Source organism: Pseudomonas sp. Marseille-QA0892 (genome assembly GCF_054950135.1).
Map to the genome: position 1 here is coordinate 3635624 of NZ_CM143104.1, position 23191 is coordinate 3658814.

Annotated in this window: 20 protein-coding genes; 12 read left to right on the forward strand and 8 right to left on the reverse strand. The window is 60.5% G+C overall.

The genetic code is table 11. From position 1 onward, the window contains the following. Positions 1–40 precede the first annotated feature (40 nt). From ACY8D3_RS16995 to ACY8D3_RS17005, 3 genes are all read right to left on the reverse strand, one after another. Entirely contained in the window at positions 41–1480 is a 1440-nt protein-coding gene (locus tag ACY8D3_RS16995) for a hypothetical protein (RefSeq protein WP_462379990.1), read from the reverse strand. Positions 1481–1551: 71 nt separating this feature from the next. Beyond that, complete coding sequence (locus ACY8D3_RS17000; protein ID WP_462379991.1) at positions 1552–2700, reverse strand: iron-containing alcohol dehydrogenase; 1149 nt, start codon at positions 2698–2700, stop codon at positions 1552–1554. Between the two features lie 164 nt (positions 2701–2864). Further along, a complete protein-coding gene (locus ACY8D3_RS17005) occupies positions 2865–4229 on the reverse strand; it encodes a sigma-54 interaction domain-containing protein (protein WP_462379992.1) in 1365 nt (454 codons plus the stop codon). Between the two features lie 184 nt (positions 4230–4413). Between ACY8D3_RS17005 and ACY8D3_RS17010 the strand changes: the two genes are divergently transcribed. Beyond that, on the forward strand, positions 4414–5421 hold the full coding sequence (locus tag ACY8D3_RS17010) for a DUF3530 family protein (RefSeq protein WP_462379993.1): 1008 nt from the start codon (positions 4414–4416) through the stop codon (positions 5419–5421). A 78-nt stretch (positions 5422–5499) separates the two neighbouring features. On the opposite strand, the gene ACY8D3_RS17015 is transcribed toward ACY8D3_RS17010, so the two are convergent. From ACY8D3_RS17015 to ACY8D3_RS17025, 3 genes are read right to left on the reverse strand one after another with little or no spacing between them, the layout of a single operon-like run. Beyond that, positions 5500–6264 carry a TerB family tellurite resistance protein gene (locus ACY8D3_RS17015; protein ID WP_462379994.1) on the reverse strand — a complete coding sequence of 255 codons (765 nt, stop codon included), beginning with the start codon at positions 6262–6264 and terminating at the stop codon, positions 5500–5502. Further along, positions 6261–6926: an N-acetylmuramate alpha-1-phosphate uridylyltransferase MurU gene (gene murU, locus ACY8D3_RS17020; RefSeq protein ID WP_462379995.1), complete on the reverse strand. Its 666-nt coding sequence runs from the start codon at positions 6924–6926 to the stop codon at positions 6261–6263. The genes ACY8D3_RS17015 and murU overlap by 4 nt, the downstream gene beginning before the upstream one ends. Then, positions 6923–7945, reverse strand: a complete 1023-nt coding sequence (locus ACY8D3_RS17025) for an aminoglycoside phosphotransferase family protein (RefSeq protein WP_462379996.1) — start codon at positions 7943–7945, stop codon at positions 6923–6925. Before ACY8D3_RS17025 ends, murU begins: the two co-directional genes overlap by 4 nt. A gap of 135 nt (positions 7946–8080) precedes the next feature. Here ACY8D3_RS17025 and ACY8D3_RS17030 point away from each other — a divergent pair, with 135 nt between their 5' ends. The 11 genes from ACY8D3_RS17030 (at position 8081) to ACY8D3_RS17080 (ending at position 22201) form a co-directional block, all read left to right on the forward strand. Continuing rightward, entirely contained in the window at positions 8081–10816 is a 2736-nt protein-coding gene (locus tag ACY8D3_RS17030) for an LPS-assembly protein LptD (protein ID WP_462379997.1), read from the forward strand. Beyond that, positions 10797–12092, forward strand: a complete 1296-nt coding sequence (locus ACY8D3_RS17035; RefSeq protein ID WP_462379998.1) for a peptidylprolyl isomerase — start codon at positions 10797–10799, stop codon at positions 12090–12092. Before ACY8D3_RS17030 ends, ACY8D3_RS17035 begins: the two co-directional genes overlap by 20 nt. Next, positions 12089–13072, forward strand: a complete 984-nt coding sequence (pdxA, locus tag ACY8D3_RS17040) for a 4-hydroxythreonine-4-phosphate dehydrogenase PdxA (RefSeq protein WP_462379999.1) — start codon at positions 12089–12091, stop codon at positions 13070–13072. The genes ACY8D3_RS17035 and pdxA overlap by 4 nt, the downstream gene beginning before the upstream one ends. Before the next feature lie 108 nt (positions 13073–13180). Beyond that, complete coding sequence (gene rsmA, locus ACY8D3_RS17045; protein WP_462380000.1) at positions 13181–13990, forward strand: 16S rRNA (adenine(1518)-N(6)/adenine(1519)-N(6))-dimethyltransferase RsmA; 810 nt, start codon at positions 13181–13183, stop codon at positions 13988–13990. 30 nt (positions 13991–14020) lie between these two features. After that, entirely contained in the window at positions 14021–14401 is a 381-nt protein-coding gene (gene apaG, locus ACY8D3_RS17050) for a Co2+/Mg2+ efflux protein ApaG (RefSeq protein WP_462380001.1), read from the forward strand. Then, positions 14401–15213, forward strand: a complete 813-nt coding sequence (locus ACY8D3_RS17055) for a symmetrical bis(5'-nucleosyl)-tetraphosphatase (RefSeq protein WP_462380002.1) — start codon at positions 14401–14403, stop codon at positions 15211–15213. Before apaG ends, ACY8D3_RS17055 begins: the two co-directional genes overlap by 1 nt. A gap of 32 nt (positions 15214–15245) precedes the next feature. Further along, positions 15246–15578 (forward strand): thiosulfate sulfurtransferase GlpE, encoded by a 333-nt coding sequence (glpE, locus tag ACY8D3_RS17060; RefSeq protein ID WP_462380003.1) that lies wholly within the window; start codon positions 15246–15248, stop codon positions 15576–15578. A 349-nt stretch (positions 15579–15927) separates the two neighbouring features. Next, positions 15928–17850, forward strand: a complete 1923-nt coding sequence (locus ACY8D3_RS17065) for a PrkA family serine protein kinase (RefSeq protein ID WP_462380004.1) — start codon at positions 15928–15930, stop codon at positions 17848–17850. A 122-nt stretch (positions 17851–17972) separates the two neighbouring features. Next, positions 17973–19247 (forward strand): YeaH/YhbH family protein, encoded by a 1275-nt coding sequence (locus ACY8D3_RS17070; RefSeq protein ID WP_462380005.1) that lies wholly within the window; start codon positions 17973–17975, stop codon positions 19245–19247. Then, positions 19244–20809 (forward strand): SpoVR family protein, encoded by a 1566-nt coding sequence (locus ACY8D3_RS17075; protein WP_462380006.1) that lies wholly within the window; start codon positions 19244–19246, stop codon positions 20807–20809. Before ACY8D3_RS17070 ends, ACY8D3_RS17075 begins: the two co-directional genes overlap by 4 nt. Positions 20810–21061: 252 nt before the next feature. Continuing rightward, the gene (locus tag ACY8D3_RS17080; protein ID WP_462380007.1) at positions 21062–22201 is read left to right on the forward strand and encodes a multifunctional CCA addition/repair protein; all 1140 of its coding nucleotides are present in this window, start codon (positions 21062–21064) and stop codon (positions 22199–22201) included. A 58-nt stretch (positions 22202–22259) separates the two neighbouring features. Here the strand turns inward: ACY8D3_RS17080 and folK are convergent, their stop codons facing one another. Then, the gene (gene folK, locus ACY8D3_RS17085) at positions 22260–22793 is read right to left on the reverse strand and encodes a 2-amino-4-hydroxy-6-hydroxymethyldihydropteridine diphosphokinase (RefSeq protein ID WP_462380008.1); all 534 of its coding nucleotides are present in this window, start codon (positions 22791–22793) and stop codon (positions 22260–22262) included. Further along, entirely contained in the window at positions 22790–23143 is a 354-nt protein-coding gene (gene folB / locus ACY8D3_RS17090) for a dihydroneopterin aldolase (protein ID WP_462380009.1), read from the reverse strand. The genes folK and folB overlap by 4 nt, the downstream gene beginning before the upstream one ends. Between the last annotated feature and the right edge of the window lie 48 nt (positions 23144–23191).

Genomic DNA, 23191 nt, shown 5'->3' on the forward strand with positions numbered 1-23191 from the left:
GCGTGCTCGAAGCGGCGCCCATAACACTCCCCTCAACCGGCTACTCGTTGACCGAGCTCGCTTGGGTAGGCGTGGGCGCCGCCGCCTTAGCCGCCGTCATGTCAGGATCCTCTGGCGTGTCGAGATCCTTGGTGAACGTCCGATCGTTTTCGCCCCGGAAGAAGGAGGCGCCATAGATCAGAATGCACAAGCCCACGCCAATCGCGAACGCCCAGCCGGCACCCTTGATGGCGAGCACCGCTCCGATGATCCCCGCAATGCCCAGATCACGCTGGCTACGCGCTTCCAGGATACCCAAACGCACGCTTACATAGCCTTGGATCAGCAGTGTGAGCGCCAGGGCAACACCCAAAATGGGCTGCAACAGCGTTACGACCGGCAAAAGCAGCAATCCGGTGTTGGTCCCCCAGCGGAACGAGCCTACGCCACCGTAAATGGACTTCATCGCCTGAGGGCCGCCTTTGAATCGCTCCGTGATGACGACCTGCATCGCCGACCACTGCGGTCCGCACATGGCAACATCGGGGCCGATGATGCTCATGATCGAGTTCCGGCCACCAAAGATCAGGTGGGACCGGTTTGGATTGAAGTCCACTTTCTCATCCCGGCGAAGATCGTCGGCCTCACGCAGGATCGCCTTGGCGCCAAGCACATCGCCGAACACCACCAGGTACGCGGCGAGCACCGTTGGAATGGCCGTAACGAACATCATCAGCGGTGGCATGCCTAGCCCAAAGACGGTGTATTCGTTCCAGAGCGTCACGAAGTCGGGCTTGCTAAAGCCCCACTCGATCTTCGGCCAAGGCGCCTCGCCGAATATCGGGGCAACGAACACGGCCAGCAGAATGATCGGAAATATTCCGAGCTTGGCGAAGTTGCGCCACAGCGCGCTGCGCTTCTTAAGTTGCTGGAAGTGGATGGAGAAGATCAGATAGAACGCGATGCCGATGGCAATGGAAATAGTCCAGGGAAACGCGTCGAACCGGCCGCCTTCCTTGAAGACCGTCACCACGGCTGCCAGGCCTGCGCCCATGATGATCCCGGCCTTGAGTGCCGAGGGCACCATCGACACTACCCTACTCGCCATGCCTGTCATGCCCAGCCCTATAGAAAAGACGCCGAGCATCAGCTGGAACGCAATCAGCGCATGGACGCGCTCAGGCCCCTCCGGGAATTGGCTGCAATAGGCCATGAGCAAGGGAATGGCTGGCGTAATCCAACCCGGGACCACCGGATCACCCAGCAAATGGTGCGCAAGGTACAGCAACCCGTTCAGCATCACGACGGCGAGGGCGACCTCGAACGGCATGCCTAGAAACTCGGTCATGAGCGGAATGGCCGCAAGGTCCACCGCACACATGAGCAAGCCCTGCATATAGTCGGACATTTCGAAGCGGTAGTGAATGAAAGGCAGCCGGACTTTGAATGGGCCGAGCGGAATGTAGGGGGTTTCCGGGCCGTAAGCGTCGGGACGGGACATAGGGTTACCTGTTTTGTTCTTGGTATTGGAATAGGTATGAGCGGGGCGGCGTCGCCCCGCATCGGGCGCGATCAATAGGCTGCGCGGTAGATCTTTTCGATATCATCGGCGCTCAGGCGGCGCGGATTATTACGCATCAGCCTGTCAATCTTGCTCGCCTCCAGCGCCATTTCAGGAATGGCGTTTTCCGGGACACCGAAGTGACTGATGCCACGCGGGATATCGACGCTCGCGCACAACGCTGCCATGGCATGCACGGCGCGATCGGCCGCGTCGCGCGCGGACAGCCCTTCGACACGCTCGCCAAGCGCCTGGGCGATGTCCCGGAAGCGCTCCGCGCAGGCCAGCTTGTTCCAATCCATCACGTAAGGCAGCAGCAGTGCGTTGCTGACGCCGTGAGCAATGTTGAAACGTCCGCCCAGCGGATACGCCAAGGCATGGACCGCACCGACGCCGGCGTTGCCGAAGGCCATCCCGGCCATCAGACTGGCAGTGGCCATGTCTTCACGTGCTTTCAGGTCATCAGGGTTCGCGTAAGCCTTCGGGAGGGCCGACGCGATCATACGGATCGCGCCAATTGCCAGCGCATCCGTGATAGGCGATGCATTTACCGAAAGGTAGGACTCAACCGCATGAACCAGCGCATCCACACCACTCGCCGCAGTGACGCCTCGCGGGCAAGTGAGCGTCATGCCAGGGCTCACGAGCGCCACGTCCGGCAGCAGGTAGTCGCTGACGATGCCCTTCTTCAACTGCGCCTGTTTGTCCGAAAGGATGGCCACGTTGGTCACCTCCGACCCCGTGCCCGCCGTGGTGGGAATCGCGATCAGCGGCGGACCCTTGCGTCTTACGAGATCCACACCGAACAAGGCTTCCAGCGGCCCGTCATGGCCGGCGAATGCCGCCACGCTCTTGGCGATATCGATTGCGCTGCCGCCCCCTACCCCGATCAGGCCATCGTGCCCTCCCTCGCTGTACGCGGACATGCACTGTTCGACGATGGCGATTTCCGGCTCGGGCTTTACGTCATCGAAGACGCCGTAGGCTCGGCCTGCCAGCTTGTCCAGCACGAGCTGCACAGTACCAGACTTCATCAGAACGGCATCGGTGACAATCAGTGGATTCGAAACATCCAGACGGGACAGTTCGGCATCAAGCTGCTCCACGGCATCTCGGCCTGTGATCAGCTTGTTGGCGATCTTGAAGGAAGCAATGCTCATCGGGCACACCCTTGTTCGTTGTTATGGCTTTTGAGTCACAAAGCCAAAGGCGTGCCATGCGACTCAAAGGCCCGGAACGAGGGCATCACAGCGAAAACTGTAACGCGGAAGCGTAGAGGCAGCGATTAGAAATCCAATCGCTATTCGCAGGTCCGATCGCAAAACTAATCGCTGCGCTCCCAGCGCTTCATCTTCTGCACCACGGTCGCCTGACTGACACCGAGGGCTTTGGCCGCACCGCGGGTAGTCCCGTACTTCTGCAGTGCGCGGCGGATTGCGCCACGCTCTGCCAACTCCACGACACGCCGCAAGGGAAGCCCTGCATCCGGGCTGGAATCAGGCTCGGCTGCGCGGTACTCGGCAGGCAGGTCCAAGGACCGAATGCGCTCGCCTTCGCAAGTTACAACCAGACGCTCGACCAGGTTGATGAGCTCTCGGATATTACCCGGCCAGCGATACTCCATGAGCCAGTCCATGGCCTCCAGATCCCACTCAAGCTGCTGGCCGTGAATGCGGTTGAAGTGGTCCAGGTAGTGGCGCAACAGGGGCGCGATCTCGTCGCGTCGTTCGCGCAGGGGCATCAATTGCAAGGGCACAACGTTCAACCGGTAAAACAGGTCGGCGCGGAACGCGCCCTCTTCCACCATCTGTCTTAAGTTTCGGTGCGTCGCGGTGACAATGCGTACATCGACTTCGCGTAGCTCCAACCCGCCCACCGGAATGAAGCGGCTTTCTTCGACCACTTTCAGCAGCTTGACCTGCAGGCTCAACGGCAAGTCACCGATCTCATCGAGAAACACCGTGCCGCGATTGGCAAGCTCCAGCAGCCCTCGCTTACCCTTGGCCGACGCGCCGGTGAAAGCGCCAGGCGCATAACCAAAAAGCTCGGCTTCGATAAGGTGTTCGGGCATAGCACCGCAGTTCAATGCCAGAAACGGCTCATTGGCTCGCTCGCTGGCATTATGAATGAAACGTGCAAGGAGGGTCTTGCCCACCCCTGTCTCGCCTTGGATCAGTACTTTCACGTCGCGCGCGGCGACCCGGCGGGCCAGGGCATAAAGCGCTGGATCTCCGAGCACGGAAGGCGACTGAAGCAACTCGTCTTGCTGTCCGGCATGCAACTTCGCGGTGCTGTTACGTAGCTGCTTGAGTTGCTGGAGCTCGTCGCGCTCGTGCTTCATGCGCAACAGCTCAGTCATATCTCGGACGACACTGACCACATACCGGATCGAGCGCCCCTCGCCGAAGATCGGCGAAGCGCTGACGAGCAGGCGCTTGCCATTACCGAGCCGTTGCATAACCGAAAATGGAACACGGTCGTCCAACACGCGAAGCGAAGCGGAGCGGGAAATGATGCCCTCACGCACCAGATCGACCATTCGGCGGCCGACCAGTGCTTGAGCTTTCAGCCCGGTCAAGCGCTCGTAGGCGCAATTGACCTTGAGGGTCACGCCCTCGCCGTCCGTGACATAGATGCCGTCATGGAGCGCGTCGAGCAGCTCCACAAGGCTGGGATCGTTGAGGTTCATTAACCGAGCACTAACGGGAAAATTTGCAGTGTACGCCTCGCAACAATGGCCATGCTGCTTGACCGCTTTGCTTGGCGGAACTTTCACCCGTAAGACTCGAGTACCGTTTTTGCAGCATAGGAGCGCCGACATACTCGCCGTCAACGCGTGAAGATCCTACGCTATGGAGCGCAAAGGAGGTCCCATGTCCGCATCGTCACGTCTGCTGCCCGTTCTTGTATTCATTGCTTCGCCGGCGTTTGCGCAAGCAGAGCCGCCTGCTGAGCCTGCCGAGCCAGCGCCTGCCGCCCCCGCCCAAACCAAGGTCTCCGAGCGCAGCGAACAGGAAGCCGCCGCGCTGATCCAGCGTCTTCCCGCCGAACAGCAGCGGACGCTGAAAGCTGATGACAGCGAGTTCCTGGCCTTGTGGCTGCCCGCGAATCGCGCCACGGCGCAGGGGACCGTCATCCTTGTCCCGGGCAACAACGAGACCGCCGACTGGCCGAAAGTTGTCGGGCCGCTACGCCGTACACTTCCAGAAAGTGGGTGGAACACGTTGAGCCTGACGTTGCCCGACCCTTTGGATCCGTTGACCGGCTACACCATTGGGACGGGACCGCGCGCTTCGACCACCCCACCCTCGGCGGACACGTCCCCTGAGACGAGCCCGGCCAGCGACGCGCCTGCCGAGCCGAGCGATAGTAATGTTGGCGATGCCGCACCGGCGGACGACCCAGAGCCTGACGTTGAGGCTGAGCCCGAGGCCAGCAAGATCGATCCCGAAACGCGCCGGAAGGCGCATGCGGATAGGGTATTCGCACGAATCCAGGCGGCCATTGATAGCGTGTCCGAGCAACAGCCGCCGTACGTCGTACTGGTAGGAAACGGCACAGGCGCGTATTGGTCAGCACGCTTCGCCAATGAACAGCAACCGGCCTCGCTCACCCATGTCGTGATGGTCAATGGCACGGATCCAGCCGGGTATCCACCTGCCCTCACCAACCTTGCCGCGACACTGAAGGCTGGCGTGGCGGACGTCGTCACGGGTACATCCGAAAACGAGCGGAAGGTCGCACAGGCGCGGCTGCAAGCGAGCAAACGTGAATCCCATCCGAACTATCACCAGATACGCCTTGGCGGCCTATCGGCTGACCGCGAGGTCGCCCAGGACCAACTGGTACGCCGGATACGGGGATGGCTCGATCGGCACTAGCGCGTACCAATCATCAAGCGCCCCTTGCCCCACTTCATTGCTCTGAGACTGGGAGCATCGATTCGTGAGGACGAGTAATCAGCGGAACCCGCGAACCTGACGAATCAGCTGGTAGGCCTGCTGCAGCGACCGCGTTTTATCCGTTGCCTCACGCAACCGCTCGGCGCTGGCGCCCTGGCCTGCCAGCTTGTCGGGATGGTGCGCACTCAGCGCCCGGCGGTAGGCTTTTTTTACCGCGTCTGCGGGGGTTTCCCGCGTAACGCCCAATAGCCGCATAGCCTCGGCGTAGCGAGCCTGCTCACCCATGGCGGGTGCCTTGGGCGTCGCCGTGCGAAAGGGGTCCAGTCGCAGCACGTTCTCTGCGGGCACCCCAAGCCATTTACCCCAAAGCACGATGAGCTCTCGGGTTGCCGTTGTGGCGCGTCCGTCAGCATTCGCCATCCGCCAACACGCGGACAGCATCTGCGTCACGTACTCCGGGCTCTCCCGAAGACGCTTGAGGGGCGCATGCAGCTTGATGTCTTCGCGCTTGCCTTGGCTGAAGGCGTCGATCGCCTTGCGCTGTCCCGCCGCATCGAGGCCGAGGCGTGACATCTCGGCACGCGCCTGACGGATATGCGCGTCGCGCACGACGCCGTCGCGCTTCGCTATGCGGCCAAGCATGATGAATAAGGTTTCGTTCCGGTCGACGGGCCGTGTTATGCGATTACGCAGATCGCGCCACGACGCCAGCTTCAGCCGACGGTCCAGCACCTGTCCCAGCAAGGCGCCGAGCAATGCACCTGGGATGCTGGCTGTTGCGAAGCCAATCCCCACGCCGGCAACCGTGCCGAGCCAGATCATGACGACCTGCCCGCCAACCGTTGCTCAACCTCAGCCAGCCGCTCGTGCGTACCGACATCAATCCAATCGCCTCGATAATGTTCGCCACCCAGGCGTCCGATGGCCTGCGCCTGCCGCAGAAGCGGAGCAAGCTTGAACGCGCCAGCGCCGCAACCCTCGAACAGGTTCGGATGGAGAATCGAGATACCGCTGAAGGTCAGCTTTTCACCGCTGTCGGCGATACGCCCACCCTGCAAGCCAAAATCGCCTGTGGGGTGGTGGGGCGGGTTGTCGACCAGAACGAGATGCGCAAGGTCGTCGCCCAGTTCACCCAGCCGCGCGAAGTCATAGTCGGTCCAGATGTCACCGTTCACTACAAGGAATGGCGTATCACCCAACAGCGATAAGGCTCGGTGAATGCCTCCGCCCGTTTCCAGCGGCTCGCCTTCGGGGGAATACTGAATGCGAACGCCGTATCGGTCTCCGCTTCCCAGGTAATCTTCGATCTGCGCGCCCAGCCAGGCATGATTGACCACCAGTTCGGTAAAGCCAGCCCGGGCCAGGGCTTCGACATGGTAGTCAATGAGCGGCTTGCCACCTGCTTTGACGAGTGGCTTGGGCGTATGCAGGGTGGTCGGGCGCATGCGTTCACCTTTCCCAGCCGCAAGGATCATTGCCTTCATGACGTAGCGCCTCCTGCGGGCGGCAACCCGGCAAGCAGCGAACGTAGATCAGCCAGTTCGGGCCGTCGAGCCAAGACAGCGTCTATATAGCCGAAGAAACGTGGCACATCCGCGACATACCGCGGCTTGCCGTCACGATGCCAGATGCGCGCGAAGATGCCGATCACCTTCAGGTGCCGTTGGACGCCCATCAGATCACTGGCGCGGTGAAACGCTTCGAAGCTCTCGTGGACCGGAATGCCAGCGGCACGCGCACGCTCCCAGTACAGCTGAAGCCAAGCCGTGATCTTCTCGTCTGGCCAACTGAGAAACGCGTCCTTGAACAGGCAGGTGATGTCATAGGTGACAGGGCCATTCACGGCATCTTGGAAGTCCAGGATGCCCGGATTAGGCGATGACACCATCAGGTTGCGTGGCATGTAGTCACGATGGACGAACACACGCGGCTGTTCCAGCGCGCTTTGCACAAGCACATCGCAGGTCTGCTCCCAATACCGCTGCTGCGTGCTATCGAGCTCTACGCTGACGTGTCGACCCAGATACCACTCTGGAAACAGCTGCAGCTCCCGGCGCAGTAGCGCGTCGTCATAGGCAGGCAGTGTCGAGACATCCGCTCGGGCCTGGATAGCCAGCAGCGCATCGATGGCTCGATCGAATAGCGCATCCGCGTTGGTTTCGTCCATCACATCCAGGAATGTCTGACTCCCCAGGTCGCTCAGCAGCAAAAATCCCTGTTTGAGGTCAGCCGCGTGAATCAGCGGTACATTCACACCCGTTTCGGCAAGGAGGCCAGCAATACGGACGAAAGGTTCGCAATTTTCCTGGGGCGGCGGCGCATCCATCGCAATTAGGGTGCGCCCGCCCGCGACCCAACGAAAATATCGACGAAAGCTTGCGTCACTGCTGGCCGGAACCAATGTCGATTCGGGAACCGGGCCCCATCCTTCGCGCGCGGAAAGTGCCGGCAACTCGCGGTCTAGCCAGTCTTGAAGCTGCTGCAAACGTACATCCTGAGTCATGGCCTTCGAGTCTCCCGAGCAGGCGCTAGCTGTTAAGCGGGTCATGCTTTATTATCCAGCATCTTTTTCAGCCCATCGAGAGGCATGCGGCCTCCTGCTCAGGCCGATGGCGCCAGGAAGCTCCGGACTTACAAGATGGCATCGAAACTCCCCGCGTTCCGTACCAAGTTCCCTCTCCTGTTCACTGGTGGCCTGCTCCTGTTGCAGCCCGTCAGCAGCATCAGCGCTGCCGAGCAGTTCAATTGCCAACCTGGGCCGACAGGGGCCTGGGCATGTAGCCCGAAGGCCGCACCGGCCGTGCAGCCACCGCGACCGCAGCATAGCGAGAGCGCTGTCAGCGCCGCGACGCCCGAGGAGCTGCAGACCGGCGATCGTACGACATCGCGGCGAGCGGCCCGGCCGAGCGAAGACTTCAGCCGCCTGGACTGGGTGCCGCGTGATCAGCTGACACCTGCGCAGCTTGCAGAGGCCGGCCCGTATTGCGCCGGTGCGTACATTGAGCCAACGCGTCCCGGCATGAATGACAACACGCCGATGAGTCAGGCGCCGACCTATCTATCGGCCAAGGCGTCGCGCTATCAGCAGGAAGAGCAGATCGCCACGCTCGCGGGCGATGTGGTCATGCGTCAGTCGAGCCTGCAGGTCGAGGCCGACGAGGCCAACCTCCACCAGTTGGATAACCGCGGAGAGCTTCAGGGCAACGTCAAGCTTCGCGACAAGGGCTTCCTGGTGCTGGGCGACCGCGCTCAGATCAAGCTCGACAGCGGTGAAGCGGAAGTCGACAACGCCGAATACGTGATGCATGACGCGCACGCACGCGGCAGCGCCAGCTACGCCAAGCGTGAGGTAACGTCCATCGTACGGTTGAAGGACGGCACCTATACGCGCTGCGAACCGGGCGACAACGCCTGGCAGCTCAAGGGCAACAACGTAACGCTCAACCCGGCCACGGGTTTTGGTACGGCCACGAACGTTACCTTGCGCGTCAAGAACGTCCCGATTTTCTATACGCCGTACATCTACTTCCCGATCGACGACCGCCGCCAGTCAGGCTTTCTGCCGCCGAGCTTTAGCACGGCGAGCAAGACGGGCTTCTCGATCGTTACGCCTTACTACATCAACCTTGCGCCGAACTACGACGCCACCATTTACCCGCGGTATATGGCCAAGCGCGGCCTACTCATGGAAGGTGAATTCCGCTACCTGACGCGCAACAGCGAGGGGCAGGTAGGTGGCGCGTTCCTGCGCGACAAAGATGACGACCGCAAGCTCCAGTCAGACTATCGCGACGATCGCTGGATGGTGAACGTTCAGAATCGGACTGGATTTGACTCGCGCCTCATGGCAGAAGTCGATTACACCGACGTCAGCGATCCTTACTATTTCCAAGACCTGACTAGTCAGATGGATATCGACGGCCAACGCCGCGAGTTTCTTAATCAGCGCGGAACGTTAACCTATCGCGGTGACAGCTATACCGCTCGGTTCAACGCGCATGCCTACGAACGCGCTACCGTCGTAAACATCACGCCTTACGATCGGCTCCCGCAAATTACCCTTGACGGCCAGTTGCCGTTCGAGCCGGGCGGATTGAATTTCGCCTACAGCACCGAAGCTGTCCGCTTCGAACGCAGCCTGCGCAACGGAAACTTCATTAATGAGGACGGCATACCAGAGCAATGGTATGACGATCGACTGCAGGGCCTTGCGAGAGCTGAAGGCGACCGACTCCATGTGGAGCCCTCTGTTAGCTTGCCGCTCGACTGGACTTGGGGCTACGTCAAACCTACCGCCAAGTACCTCCAGACCAATTACGATTTGGATCTGGATTCCGCCGGTCGCAGCACGCTGGCTGAAACAGGTGAGACCTATAACAGCAGTGTTAGTCGAGGCGTAGGGCTGTTCAGCCTGGACTCCGGGCTTTACTTTGATCGACAAACATCCCTATTCGGCACACAAGCGCGCCAGACGCTCGAACCGCGCCTGTTTTATCTCCACGTGCCGAACAAGGACCAGAGCGACATCCCTGTCTTTGACACGAGCGAGTACACCTTTAGCTACGCGTCTTTGTTCCGGGAAAACCGTTTCACAGGGCGTGATCGTATCGGCGACGCCAATCAGGTTTCGCTCGGCGTGACCAGCCGCTGGATCGAGGATAATGGCTTCGAGCGTCAGCGCCTGAGCGTTGGTCAGGCCTACTACTTCCGTGACCGCGAAGTGCAAATGCCGTTGATCAACTATCGCGAGCGGCAGGACGCCACCTCCAGCGTATCGCCTTACGCGCTTGAGTACATGTACCGCTTCAACCGCGACTGGCGCCTGAACGCAGATTACAACTGGGATCCGGACAGCCACGAAACTCGCTCCGGCAGCCTGATGTTCCATTATCAACCAGAGAGCGATCCCCGGAAGATCGTGAATGTGGGTTATCGCTACCGTAACGACACCATGCGATTCGACCAGGCCACAGGTCGCTGGACCTACGGCAGCGACTACGGCACGGCTGGAACGCCGGAATACATCAAGGATTACTACAAGATCCAGCAGCATGACCTTTCCGTCATCTGGCCGATCGTCCCGCAATGGAGCGTCGTCGCTCGCTGGCAGTTCGACTATAACCGCAGCCGCACGCTGGAAGCCTTCGGTGGCTTCGAGTACGACAGCTGCTGCTGGAAGCTGCGCCTGATCAACCGTTATTGGGTCGACTACGACGAGACGAGCCTCAATCCGAGCCGAAACGAAGACCCGGATCGGGGAATTTTCCTTCAAATCGTCCTCAAAGGCTTGGGCGGCATCTTCGGCAACAAGACCGAAGGCTTCCTCGACCAAGGCATTCAAGGTTTCAGAGAACGTGAAGATCAAGCTATGTGATTTCCTCCGGCCGGCATTGCTCAGCGCAATGCTGGTCGGCAGCACCCTGGCGCATGCCCAGGTGCAGCCGCTCGACCGAGTCGTCGCCATCGTCGACAACGATGTCGTCATGCAAAGCCAGCTCGACCAACGTGTGCGAGAGGTGCAGCAGACCATCGCACGCCGCGAAGGCGGTGCGCCTGACCCTGCAGCGCTTCGCGGCCAGGTGCTGGACCGGCTTATCGTCGAAAACATCCAGCTCCAATTGGGTGCCCGCGCCGGTATTCGCATTTCCGATGACGAGCTGAACCAGGCAATGGAGACCATTGCCCAGCGCAACAACATGACACTGGACCAGTTCCGCGGCGCTGTAGCACGTGACGGTTTGTCGTACGAGCAGGCACGCGAGCAGGTACGTCGCGAGATGATCATCAGCCGGGTGCGCCAGCGTCAGGTAGGTGAGCGCATTCAGGTCAGCGACCAGGAGCTTCAAAACTTCATGGCGTCGGATCTCGGTCGCATGCACCTGTCCGATGACTTCCGCCTGGCCAATATCCTGATTCCTGTGCCGGACGGCGCTTCGACCGCCAATATTCAGGACGCCGAAGCGCGCGCCCAGCAGGTTTACCGCCAGCTGCAGCAGGGTGCTGACTTTGGCCAACTCGCCATCGCCAATTCCGCTGGCGAGAACGCCTTCGATGGCGGCGAGATCGGCTGGCGCAAAGCCGCCCAGCTGCCTGCCCCGTTCGACAACATGGTTGGCAGCATGTCCGTTGGCGATGTCACTCAACCCGTGCGCACGCCCGGCGGCTTCATCATGCTGAAGGTTCTGGAAAAGCGCGGCGCAGGCAACCAGGTCCGTGACGAAGTTCACGTCCGCCACATCCTCATCAAGCCAAGTGAAATCCGCAGCGAGCAGGAAACGCAAAAGCTGATCGAGCGTCTCTACCAGCGGATCCAGAACGGTGAAGACTTCGCGACGCTCGCCAAGAGCTTCTCTGAAGATCCGGGCTCGGCACTGAACGGTGGCGACCTGAACTGGGTTGATCCAAGCAACCTCGTACCGGAATTCCGGCAGGTAATGGAGCAAGCGCCTCAAGGCCAGCTCTCGCGCCCTTTCCAGACGCAGTTTGGCTGGCACATCCTCGAGGTGCTGGGCCGCCGCGCCACGGACGCCAGTGATGATGCGCGCCGTCAGCAGGCGCTTACGCTCCTGCGCAACCGCAAGTACGACGAAGAGCTGCAGAACTGGCTAGGCCGCATCCGGGACGAGGCCTACGTAGAAATCAAGAAGTGATCCCGTTCGCGATCACCGCTGGCGAACCGGCAGGCATTGGTCCCGACCTCTGCCTGCTGGTCGCACAAAAGGCGCACCCCGCGCCACTCGTGGTCATTGCCAGCCAGGCATTGCTCGCTCAGCGGGCTCAACAACTGGGCCTGCCTGTCTCGCTGAAAACCGTCACACAATCATCGCTCCCGCCCGCACCTGCCGGGCCCGGCGAGTTGTACGTGCTCGATGTTCCGCTGACAGCGGAGGTAACCTCCGGGCAGCTCGATGCGCGCAATGCCCATTACGTGCTCGACACGTTGACGATCGCGATTCAAGGGTGTGTAGTCGGGCAGTTCGCAGGCATCATTACCGCCCCTGTCCACAAAGGCATCATCAACGATGCTGGCATTCCCTTCTCGGGGCATACCGAATTCCTGCAGGCGCAGACCGCATCCGAGCAAGTGGTCATGATGCTGGCCACGCGCGGCCTGCGAGTGGCCCTTGCTACCACTCATCTGCCGCTAAGCGCCGTACCTGCTGCTATAACCCCGCGCCTGCTTACCTCGGTCGTGAGAATTCTCGATCACGACCTGCGCACCAAGTTTGGAATACAGGACCCGCGGATTCTCGTGTGCGGACTGAACCCCCACGCTGGCGAAGGCGGCCACCTCGGGCGAGAGGAAATCGACGTCATCGAGCCTACCCTTGCCCAGCTTCGTACAGAGGGTATGAACCTGGTGGGTCCATTGCCTGCCGATACGCTATTCACGCCCAAGCACCTCGATCGTTGTGATGCCGTGCTGGCCATGTATCACGATCAGGGCCTACCCGTTCTCAAATACAAAGGCTTCGGGGCAGCGGTAAACGTCACCCTCGGCTTACCGATCGTGCGTACATCCGTTGACCACGGCACGGCACTAGACCTCACAGGCACGGGCAACATCGACACCGGCAGCCTGGAAGTCGCTCTTGAGACTGCCTTTGAGATGACGGGCACCCCCCGCTGAACCAACACTATCGTGTCGCCTTCGGTTACGCCGCGATGCGAAGGCACGCCTTGGTCATCTGTTAAACTTCCCACCTTTCGCCTTCGCGCCCGTTCGCCTGGAAATACCATGTCCGAGTTTCAACCTCATCGCGCCCGTAAACGCTTCGGCCAGAACTTCCTGCACGATGCCGGCGTCATTCATCGCATCCTCCGCGCCATTCACCCCCGCGCGGGCGAGCGGCTCGTGGAGATCGGGCCTGGGCAAGGCGCAATCACCGAAGGCCTGGTAGGCAGCGGTGCTGAGCTCGATGTAATCGAACTCGACCTAGACCTTATCCCGCTGCTCAAGCTTCGCTTCGGGCTTGAACCCAACTTCCGCCTGCACCAGGGCGATGCGATGAAGTTTGACTTCGCCAGCCTCGATAGCGGGCCGCACGAGCTTCGCGTCGTCGGCAACCTGCCGTACAACATTTCGACCCCTTTGATCTTCCACCTGCTGGAGCAGGCGCATCTGATCAAGGACATGCACTTCATGCTCCAGAAGGAAGTGGTGGAGCGCATGGCGGCGGTGCCGGGTGGCGGCGACTGGGGCCGATTGTCGATTATGGTTCAGTACCATTGTCGGGTGGAGCATCTGTTCCACGTTGGTCCAGGCGCGTTCAACCCGCCACCAAAGGTCGACTCGGCCATCGTCCGTCTTGTCCCTTACGAAACACCGCCGCATCCTGCCAAGGACCCGGCGTTGCTGGAGCGCGTGGTGCGAGAGGCGTTCAACCAACGCCGCAAGACGCTGCGCAACACGCTTAAGTCCGTGTTGACCGGCGACGAAATCGAAGCGGCCGGCGTGGACGGGAGCTTGCGACCCGAACAGCTCGACCTCGCCGCCTTCGTGCGCCTGGCCGATCAACTCGCGCTCAAGACTGTCGATATTTCTTGAGTCACCGATATCCCAGAACGAGCCTTGCCCATGCATGATCCGCGTAACCAGATCGACGTCAGCGTCGTCAGCCGCTTCCTGCCGGAACAGTCCGAGCCCGATCAGGACCGGTTCGCCTTCGTCTACACGGTGACCATCCAGAACAATGGCGAACAGGCTGCACAACTGCTCGCGCGCCACTGGCTCATCACGGACGGCGATGGCAAGGTTCAAGAGGTACGCGGGCCGGGCGTCATTGGCCAGCAGCCGCTCATCGAGCCGGGCCAGAGCCATGTCTATAGCAGCGGCACCGTGATCGCGACGCGGGTCGGTAGCATGCAGGGCAGCTACCAGATGGTTGCCCAGAATGGCCAACGCTTCGAAGCGTCCATTGCGCCTTTCCGGTTGGCGGTTCCCGGAGCCCTGCACTGATGGCGGTATATGCTGTCGGGGATTTGCACGGCTGCCTCGACCCGCTCAAACGCCTGCTCGATGACGTTCGTTTCGATCAGGCCAACGATCGCCTCTGGCTTGTGGGCGATCTGGTCAACCGCGGGCCGCAGTCGCTAGAAACGCTTCGTTATCTCTACGGCATCCGCGACTCGCTCGACATCGTGCTTGGCAATCATGACCTGCATCTGCTCGCTGTCTTCCATCGAGTCGACAGGCTCAAGAAGAACGACACGCTCAAGGGCATTCTGGGCGCCGACGACGGCCCTGAGCTGATGCGTTGGCTACGGATGCAGCCATTGATGCGTTATGACGCGCAGCGTCGTATCGCGCTCGTCCATGCAGGCATTCATCCGCAATGGAATGTCGAGAAGGCACTCAAGCGAGCTGCTGAAGTCGAGGCCGTGCTGAAAGATGACGAGCGTGTTGCCGACTTCCTTGATGGCATGTACGGCAACGAGCCCGCGCGCTGGAATGGAAACCTTACCGGTATCGATCGCCTGCGGGTGATCACCAACTGTTTCACCCGTATGCGCTTCTGCACGGCGGATGGCAAACTGGAGTTCAAGGCCAAGGAAGGACTCGACAGCGCGCCTGAAGGCTTCGCACCGTGGTTCTCATTCCCTCGTCAGTCCGCAGGTACACGTATCATCTTCGGCCACTGGGCGGCGCTCGAGGGCCGCTGCGACGCACCTGGCATTGAGGCGCTGGATACAGGCTGTGTCTGGGGAGGCCAAATGACGCTTCTGAATGTAGACACCGGCCAGCGCCACGGCTGCGACTGCGCCCGCTGAGCCGCCTCCTCAACCGTAATCGCGAGATCGACATGTCCGATACCTTCACCCGCATCACCCCGGAACAGGCGCAGGCCATGCGCGAGCAGGGCGCCGAGTTCGTCGACATCCGGGATCCGAACAGCTACGCCACTGGCCATATTTCGGGCGCGAAGCGTCTGGACAACCAGAACGTCACAGACTTCATCGCCAACGCTGATCTCGACAAGCCGCTTGTCGTCGTTTGCTATCACGGTCACTCGAGCCAAGGCGCGGCCGCGTATCTCGTCGGCCAAGGCTTCTCGGAAGTGTTCAGCATGGATGGCGGCTTCGAGATGTGGAACAGCGTTTACCCGCAACACGTCGAGCGTTCCGAAACCGACTAAGGCTCGGACCGCTCCAGCCACGTCATCGACATACGCGTTCACGCCGTTTTCCGCTGTGCGGCTTCCGTCCCCGATGCCGCGCCGCGCCAGCCCCTCAGCGCCTCCCGCCCCTTTCAGACGAGTCCGGCCCGCCATAATATTCACGTAACACTTGCCATGGTCGGCCAGATAAAGAACTATCCTTGAAGACAGGCCATCAAACTTTTGGGGAGAGCCGGCCAACGGCTTTCGGGACCTCAGCAACGTCCATTCAGGTGTTTGTGGAGTTCGTCGGGCGCGCTGCGCTCCGGCGGCCTGTATGTGCGTGAACGATCCCGCGCCGGCTCCGTGCAGCGAGCGAGGAGACGTCATGAGTATATTCAGCCATTTCCAACAACGCTTCGAGGCAACACGGCAGGAAGAGTATTCGCTCCAGGAATACCTCGACCTGTGCAAGCAGGACAGAGGCGCCTACGCGACCGCGGCGGAGCGCATGTTGATGGCTATCGGAGAGCCGGAACTGGTCGATACCGCAACCGACCCACGTCTTTCACGCATCTTTTCCAACAAGGTCATCCGACGCTATCCCACCTTTGCCGACTTCCACGGCATGGAGGAAGCGATCGAGCAAATCGTCTCCTACTTCCGTCACGCCGCGCAGGGCCTGGAAGAAAAGAAACAGATCCTCTATCTGCTGGGCCCCGTTGGCGGTGGTAAGTCGTCCCTCGCTGAAAAGCTCAAGCAATTAATCGAGAGAGTGCCCTTCTATGCGATCAAGGGCTCGCCTGTTTTCGAATCCCCGCTGGGCCTGTTCAACCCCCGTGAGGACGCGCAGATCCTCGAAGAGGACTACGGCATCCCGCGCCGCTATCTGTCATCGATCATGTCGCCGTGGGCGACCAAGCGCCTGCAGGAGTTCGGCGGCGACATCAGCCAGTTCAGGGTAGTAAAGCTCTACCCATCGATCCTCAACCAGATTGCCGTTGCCAAGACCGAGCCAGGCGACGAGAACAACCAGGACATTTCCGCGCTTGTCGGCAAGGTCGATATCCGCAAGCTGGAAGAATTCCCACAGAACGACGCCGACGCCTACAGCTATTCGGGCGCGCTGTGCCGGGCCAACCAAGGCCTGATGGAATTCGTGGAGATGTTCAAGGCGCCGATCAAGGTCCTCCACCCCTTGCTGACCGCCACCCAGGAAGGCAACTACAACAGCACTGAAGGCCTGGGCGCGATCCCCTATTCCGGCATATTGCTGGCCCACTCCAACGAATCGGAATGGCACACCTTCCGCAACAACAAGAACAACGAGGCGTTCATCGACCGGATCTACATCGTCAAAGTACCGTATTGCCTGCGTGTGTCCGACGAAATTCGCATCTACGACAAGCTGCTCGAGAACAGCTCCCTCGCCAATGCGCACTGCGCCCCTGACACACTGAAGATGCTGGCCCAGTTCTCCACCCTGTCGCGTTTGAAGGAGCCGGAGAACTCCAACATCTATTCGAAGATGCGCGTCTACGATGGCGAAAACCTCAAGGACACCGACCCAAAGGCAAAGTCCATCCAGGAATACCGCGACAACGCGGGCGTCGACGAAGGCATGAATGGGCTGTCGACCCGCTTCGCCTTCAAGATCCTTTCCAAAGTCTTCAACTTCGACCCCCATGAAGTGGCGGCCAACCCGGTTCATCTGCTCTATGTGCTTGAACAGCAGATCGAGCAGGAGCAGTTTCCGGCCGAAGTGCGCGAAAGGTACCTGCGTTTCCTCAAGGAATACCTGGCACCGCGCTACGTCGAGTTCATCGGCAAGGAAATCCAGACGGCTTACCTTGAGTCGTACAGCGAGTACGGTCAGAACATCTTTGATCGCTATGTGCTCTACGCGGATTTCTGGATCCAGGACCAGGAGTACCGCGACCCCGAGACCGGGGAGATCCTCAACCGTGCCGCCCTGAACGAAGAACTGGAGAAGATCGAGAAGCCGGCCGGCATCAGCAATCCCAAGGATTTCCGCAACGAAATCGTCAACTTCGTGCTACGGGCGCGTGCCAACAACAATGGCAAGAACCCGAGCTGGCTGTCCTACGAGAAGCTGCGAGCCGTCATCGAGAAGAAGATGTTTTCCAACACGGAGGACCTGCTTCCGGTCATTAGCTTCAACGCCAAGGCCAGCAAGGAAGATCAGCAGAAGCACAACGACTTCGTCACGCGGATGGTCGAGCGCGGCTACACCGAGAAGCAGGTCCGCCTGTTGTCGGAGTGGTACTTGCGGGTCCGTAAGTCGCAGTAAGAGTGGCGAGGGCATGCAGGCCGTACGCGTGTCCTCACCGCTCCAAACCCAGAAGTCGCTAGGTGGGCCACCGCCGTCGGATAGCTTCCGCACGACTGCCCACCCCAGCCTGGAGGGCTCGTATGAGCTACGTGATCGACCGACGACTCAATGGCAAGAACAAGAGCACGGTGAACCGCCAGCGTTTTCTGCGGCGTTACCGTGAGCACATCAAGAAGGCGGTAGAGGAAGCCGTCGGGCGGCGCTCCATCACTGACATGGAGAACGGCGAGCAGATCAGCATTCCCGGTCGAGACATTGACGAACCGGTCCTGCATCACGGTCGCGGCGGGCGGCAGACCATCGTCCACCCCGGCAACAAGGAGTTCAGCTCAGGCGAACGCATCCCGCGTCCGCAAGGTGGCGGTGGCGGCGGCCGCGGGTCGGGCAAAGCCAGTAACTCTGGCGAAGGCATGGACGATTTCGTCTTCCAGATCACCCAGGAAGAGTTCCTCGACTTCATGTTCGAGGACCTTGAACTTCCCAATCTGGTGAAGCGCCACCTCACCGGCGCCGAAACCTTCAAGACCGTTCGTGCGGGCATCAGCAGTGAAGGCAATCCATCGCGGATCAACATCGTGCGTACGCTCCGCTCGGCGCATGCGCGGCGTATCGCGCTTTCCGGCAGCAGCCGTCGCAAGTTGCGTGAGGCCAAGCTCGAGCTGGAGCGCCTTAAGCTTCAGGAGCCGGACAACATCGGCGATATTCGTGCCATCGAGGAAGAAATTGCGCGCCTGCGTGCACGCATCGAACGCGTCCCCTTCCTCGATACATTCGATGTGAAGTACAACCTGCTCACCAAGCAGCCCAATCCCAGTTCGAAGGCCGTCATGTTCTGCCTGATGGACGTGTCGGGCTCCATGACCCAGGCGACCAAGGACGTCGCCAAACGGTTTTTCATCCTCCTGTACCTGTTCCTCAAGCGAAACTACGACAAGATCGAAGTCGTGTTCATCCGCCACCACACCAGCGCCAAGGAAGTGGACGAGGAAGAGTTCTTCTACTCGCGCGAAACTGGCGGCACGATTGTGTCGAGTGCGCTCAAGCTCATGCAGGAGATCATGGCCGAGCGTTATCCCATCAATGAATGGAACATCTACGGCGCCCAGGCTTCGGACGGCGACAACTGGAACGACGACTCCCCAGTCTGCCGCGATATCCTCATCAACCAGATAATGCCGTTCGTGCAGTACTACACCTACGTGGAAATCACGCCGCGTGAGCACCAGGCACTGTGGTACGAGTACGAAGCCGTGCGTGAGGCATTCTCAGACGCCTTCGCCCAGCAGCAACTGGTCTCGGCGGGGGACATCTACCCGGTCTTCCGGGAGCTCTTCCAGAGGAGACTCGCCGCATGACGCCCCGTGAACGGAAAGGCCCGATTTCCACCGGATCGGAATGGACGTTCGAGCTCATCCGCGAATACGACCACCACATCGCGCGGATCGCCGAGCGCTATGCGCTGGATACCTACCCGAACCAGATCGAAGTGATCACCGCCGAGCAGATGATGGATGCCTATGCATCCGTGGGCATGCCGCTGGGCTATCACCATTGGTCCTACGGCAAGCACTTCCTGCATACGGAGAAGCACTACAAGCGCGGACAAATGGGCCTGGCATACGAGATCGTGATCAATTCCGATCCCTGCATCGCCTACCTCATGGAAGAGAACACCATGTGCATGCAGGCGCTGGTCATCGCGCACGCCTGCTACGGCCACAACAGCTTTTTCAAGGGCAACTACCTGTTCCGCACATGGACGGATGCCAGCTCCATCATCGACTACCTGGTGTTCGCCAAGCAGTACATCATGAAGTGCGAGGAGCGACACGGGATCGATGCCGTCGAGAACCTGCTCGACTCCTGCCATGCACTCATGAACTACGGTGTGGATCGCTACAAGCGGCCTTACCCGATATCGGCCGAAGAAGAGCGCCAGCGCCAGAAGATCCGCGAGGAGCACATCCAGCGCCAGGTCAACGATCTGTGGCGCACGATCCCCCGAGGTGAGCACAAGCACGACGAGGAAGATTCGAAGCGCTTCCCGGCCGAACCGCAGGAAAACATCCTGTACTTCATCGAGAAGCATGCGCCACTGCTCGAACCCTGGCAGCGTGAAGTGGTGCGTATCGTTCGCAAGATTGCTCAGTACTTCTATCCGCAGCGCCAAACGCAGGTCATGAACGAAGGCTGGGCTACCTTCTGGCACTACACACTGGTGAATGACCTTTACGATGAAGGCCTGGTCACCGACGGCTTCATGCTGGAGTTCCTGCAATCCCACAGCAGCGTGATCTTCCAGCCATCCTTCGACAGCCCTTACTACAGCGGCATTAACCCCTACACGCTCGGTTTCGCCATTTTCAGCGACATTCGTCGCATGTGCGAAAACCCCACCGACGAGGATCGACACTGGTTTCCGGATATCGCTGGCGGCGACTGGCTGAGCACCATCAAGTTCGCCATGCAGAGCTTCAAGGACGAAAGCTTCATCCTGCAGTACCTCTCGCCCAAGGTGATTCGCGACCTGAAGCTGTTCAGCATTCTCGACGACGACCACAAGGACGAACTGCTCGTTTCGGCGATCCATGACGATGGGGGCTACCGGACGATCCGGGAACTGCTGGCCGCCCAGTACAACCTGGGGAACCGTGAACCCAATGTGCAGATCTGGAACGTGAACCGCCGGGGTGATCGCTCGCTGACACTTCGCCATACGCAACACGATCGCAAGCCGCTGGGTGACTCGACCGAGGAAATCCTCAGGCACCTACACCGGTTGTGGGGCTTCGATGTACACCTTGAAACGGCGTCTAGCGATCAGGTCGTGAGCGTGCAACACATGCCGCCGCGCTCCGAACGCACCGAAGATGGCGAATACCCCCGCCTGGACCTCGCGTTCTCACGATCTAAATAGCCAAGAAGCCCGCGAGCATCTGGCTCGCGGGCCTCTCCAGGCCTGCCCCACGATCGCCCGGATTCCTTCGGCTCCTTCCTTCGCAGGGCAACATGTCCCACCTCGCTGCTGCCCTGCCTGTAGAAGCCAGCCGGGCTGCGTACAGCTTGCGAGCGATCAGGCGTCCCTTCCCCACCGCTGCTAACACCAGCCAATCCTTCTGACCGCTCCCACCCAAAACCCGTATCCTTCCAAACCGGAGGAGACTTATTCATGCAGATTTACAAAGTGGGTGGCGCCGTCCGCGACCGATTGCTCGGCCGGCCAGTGACGGAAATCGATTGGGTCGTAGTCGGCTCGACCGCCGAAGAGATGATCGCCAAGGGCTTCAAACCCGTTGGCTCAGACTTCCCCGTGTTCCTCCACCCGAAGACGGGCGAGGAATATGCCCTCGCCCGCACCGAGCGTAAGAGCGGGCGCGGCTATGGTGGTTTCGTCTTCCACGCCAGCCCGGACGTGACGCTGGAGCAGGATCTCATCCGTCGGGACCTCACCATCAATGCCATGGCCGAGGACGACGATGGCAACGTCATCGATCCTTACGGCGGAAAGACTGACCTCGAAGCCCGCCTGCTGCGCCATGTATCGCCGGCGTTTGCCGAAGATCCGCTCCGCGTCCTGCGCGTGGCCCGCTTCGCCGCGCGTTATGCGCCACTGGGATTTGTCATTGCCGAAGAAACCCAGGCGCTGATGACCGAGCTCGCCCGCTCAGGCGAGCTGGAAGCGTTAACGCCAGAAAGAAGCTGGAAGGAGACCTCCCGCGCGCTTATGGAGCCACGCCCGGACGTGTTCATCGACACCCTTCATCGCTGCGGCGCCCTGGCTGCGCTGTTGCCGGAAGTCGAAACGCTGTTCGACGCATACCAGGACGAACCGTTACTCAAGCTGCTCAGAACGAGCGCCAAGGCAGATGCGCCGCTACCCATTCGGTGGGCACTGCTGCTAAGAGATATCGGCGATCTGCCCGACCAGGACGCCACAGCCGTCGACGCGGTCAACCAGCGCGGCAAGGTCCCCCGCGACTGCCACGAGCTGTCTCAACTCGTAGCGCGCTATCACAATGACGCCGCTGTGGTTCAAACGCTGCCACCGCATGTCCTCCTAGACATACTCCAGCGCTTCGACGTCTATCGGCGCCCTCAGCGACTCGACGCCTTCATAGAAGCCGAGCGCATCTATGCGCAGAGTCTTGGCGTCGATTACCCCGCGGGCGCATGGCTGGCTGAAGCCGCCAACGAGGTGCGGGCAGTGCAGCCCCAGAGGCTGATTGAACAGGGGTTCAAGGGCGCAGCGCTCGGCGAAGCGCTGCATGCCGCACGGTTGAATGCCCTCGCCAAACATCAGGGCAGGTAAGCGGGGTTACCGGGGCACCTTGGGCGATGCCCGGCACGCCCGGGCACGTCGATCGCGCTCACGCGTTTGGCGCGGGCTCGATCAACATGCTCTTCGGCGTGAGTGAACGTCCCTTCCAGGTGAAATCCACAGGTTTCAAGGCCTGGATGATCTCCCCCTCCCGCCAGAGTGCGCTGTACGTCTTGGCGGCAATTGGGTGGACTCGGTCGGGGGCCAGCATCGACAGCGGCCAGAGCACGAACGCATTGCGCAGGATTTCGGCGCGCGGCAGGACGAGGCCGTTGAAATCACCCGTGCAATCGCCATACAGCAGTACATCGATATCCAATGGCAGGCCCTTGCGATCCGGCGCGTAGCGTCCGTTATTCGCTTCAATGTGTTTTAGCTGCAAACTCAGCTCTGCCAGCGGCAGATCGGTGTAGCCCATCACCACCATGTTGTAGAACGGGCCACTGCGAATGCCAACCGGCTCGCTTTCGAAGACCGCCGAACATTCAAGCTCGCCGATCAACGCCGAAAGGGCATCGAGCCCAGCCGTGAGATGCCGCTCTCGATCGATATTGGTGCCAAGGCCCAGATAGATTTGCGTCACGGTCGGCCACGCTCGATTTCCACGCCTACACCGCGGGCTGCCGGCACCGCGCCCGGCTTCGTCACGCGTACACGCAGCCATGAGATGCCGAACTCTGACATGAGGGTCTCGGCGAGCCGCTCGGCGAAGGTTTCTACCAGCTCGTAGCGAGCCGTGTCGGCAAAGGCCTGGATACGCTGCGAAACGGTCGCGTAATCCAGCGCCTTGGAAAGATGGTCTTCCTGCGCGGGCGAGCGATTGTCCCAGGCGAACACCAGGTCGAGGCTCAGGCACTGGCGGATGTCGCGCTCCCAGTCATAGGCGCCGATGACCGTGTCCACTTCCAGCCCTTCGATGAATACCTTGTCCAAAGCGTCCTCCGCGACGCGACAGCCACTGGGGCTGTCGTTAGAATCCAA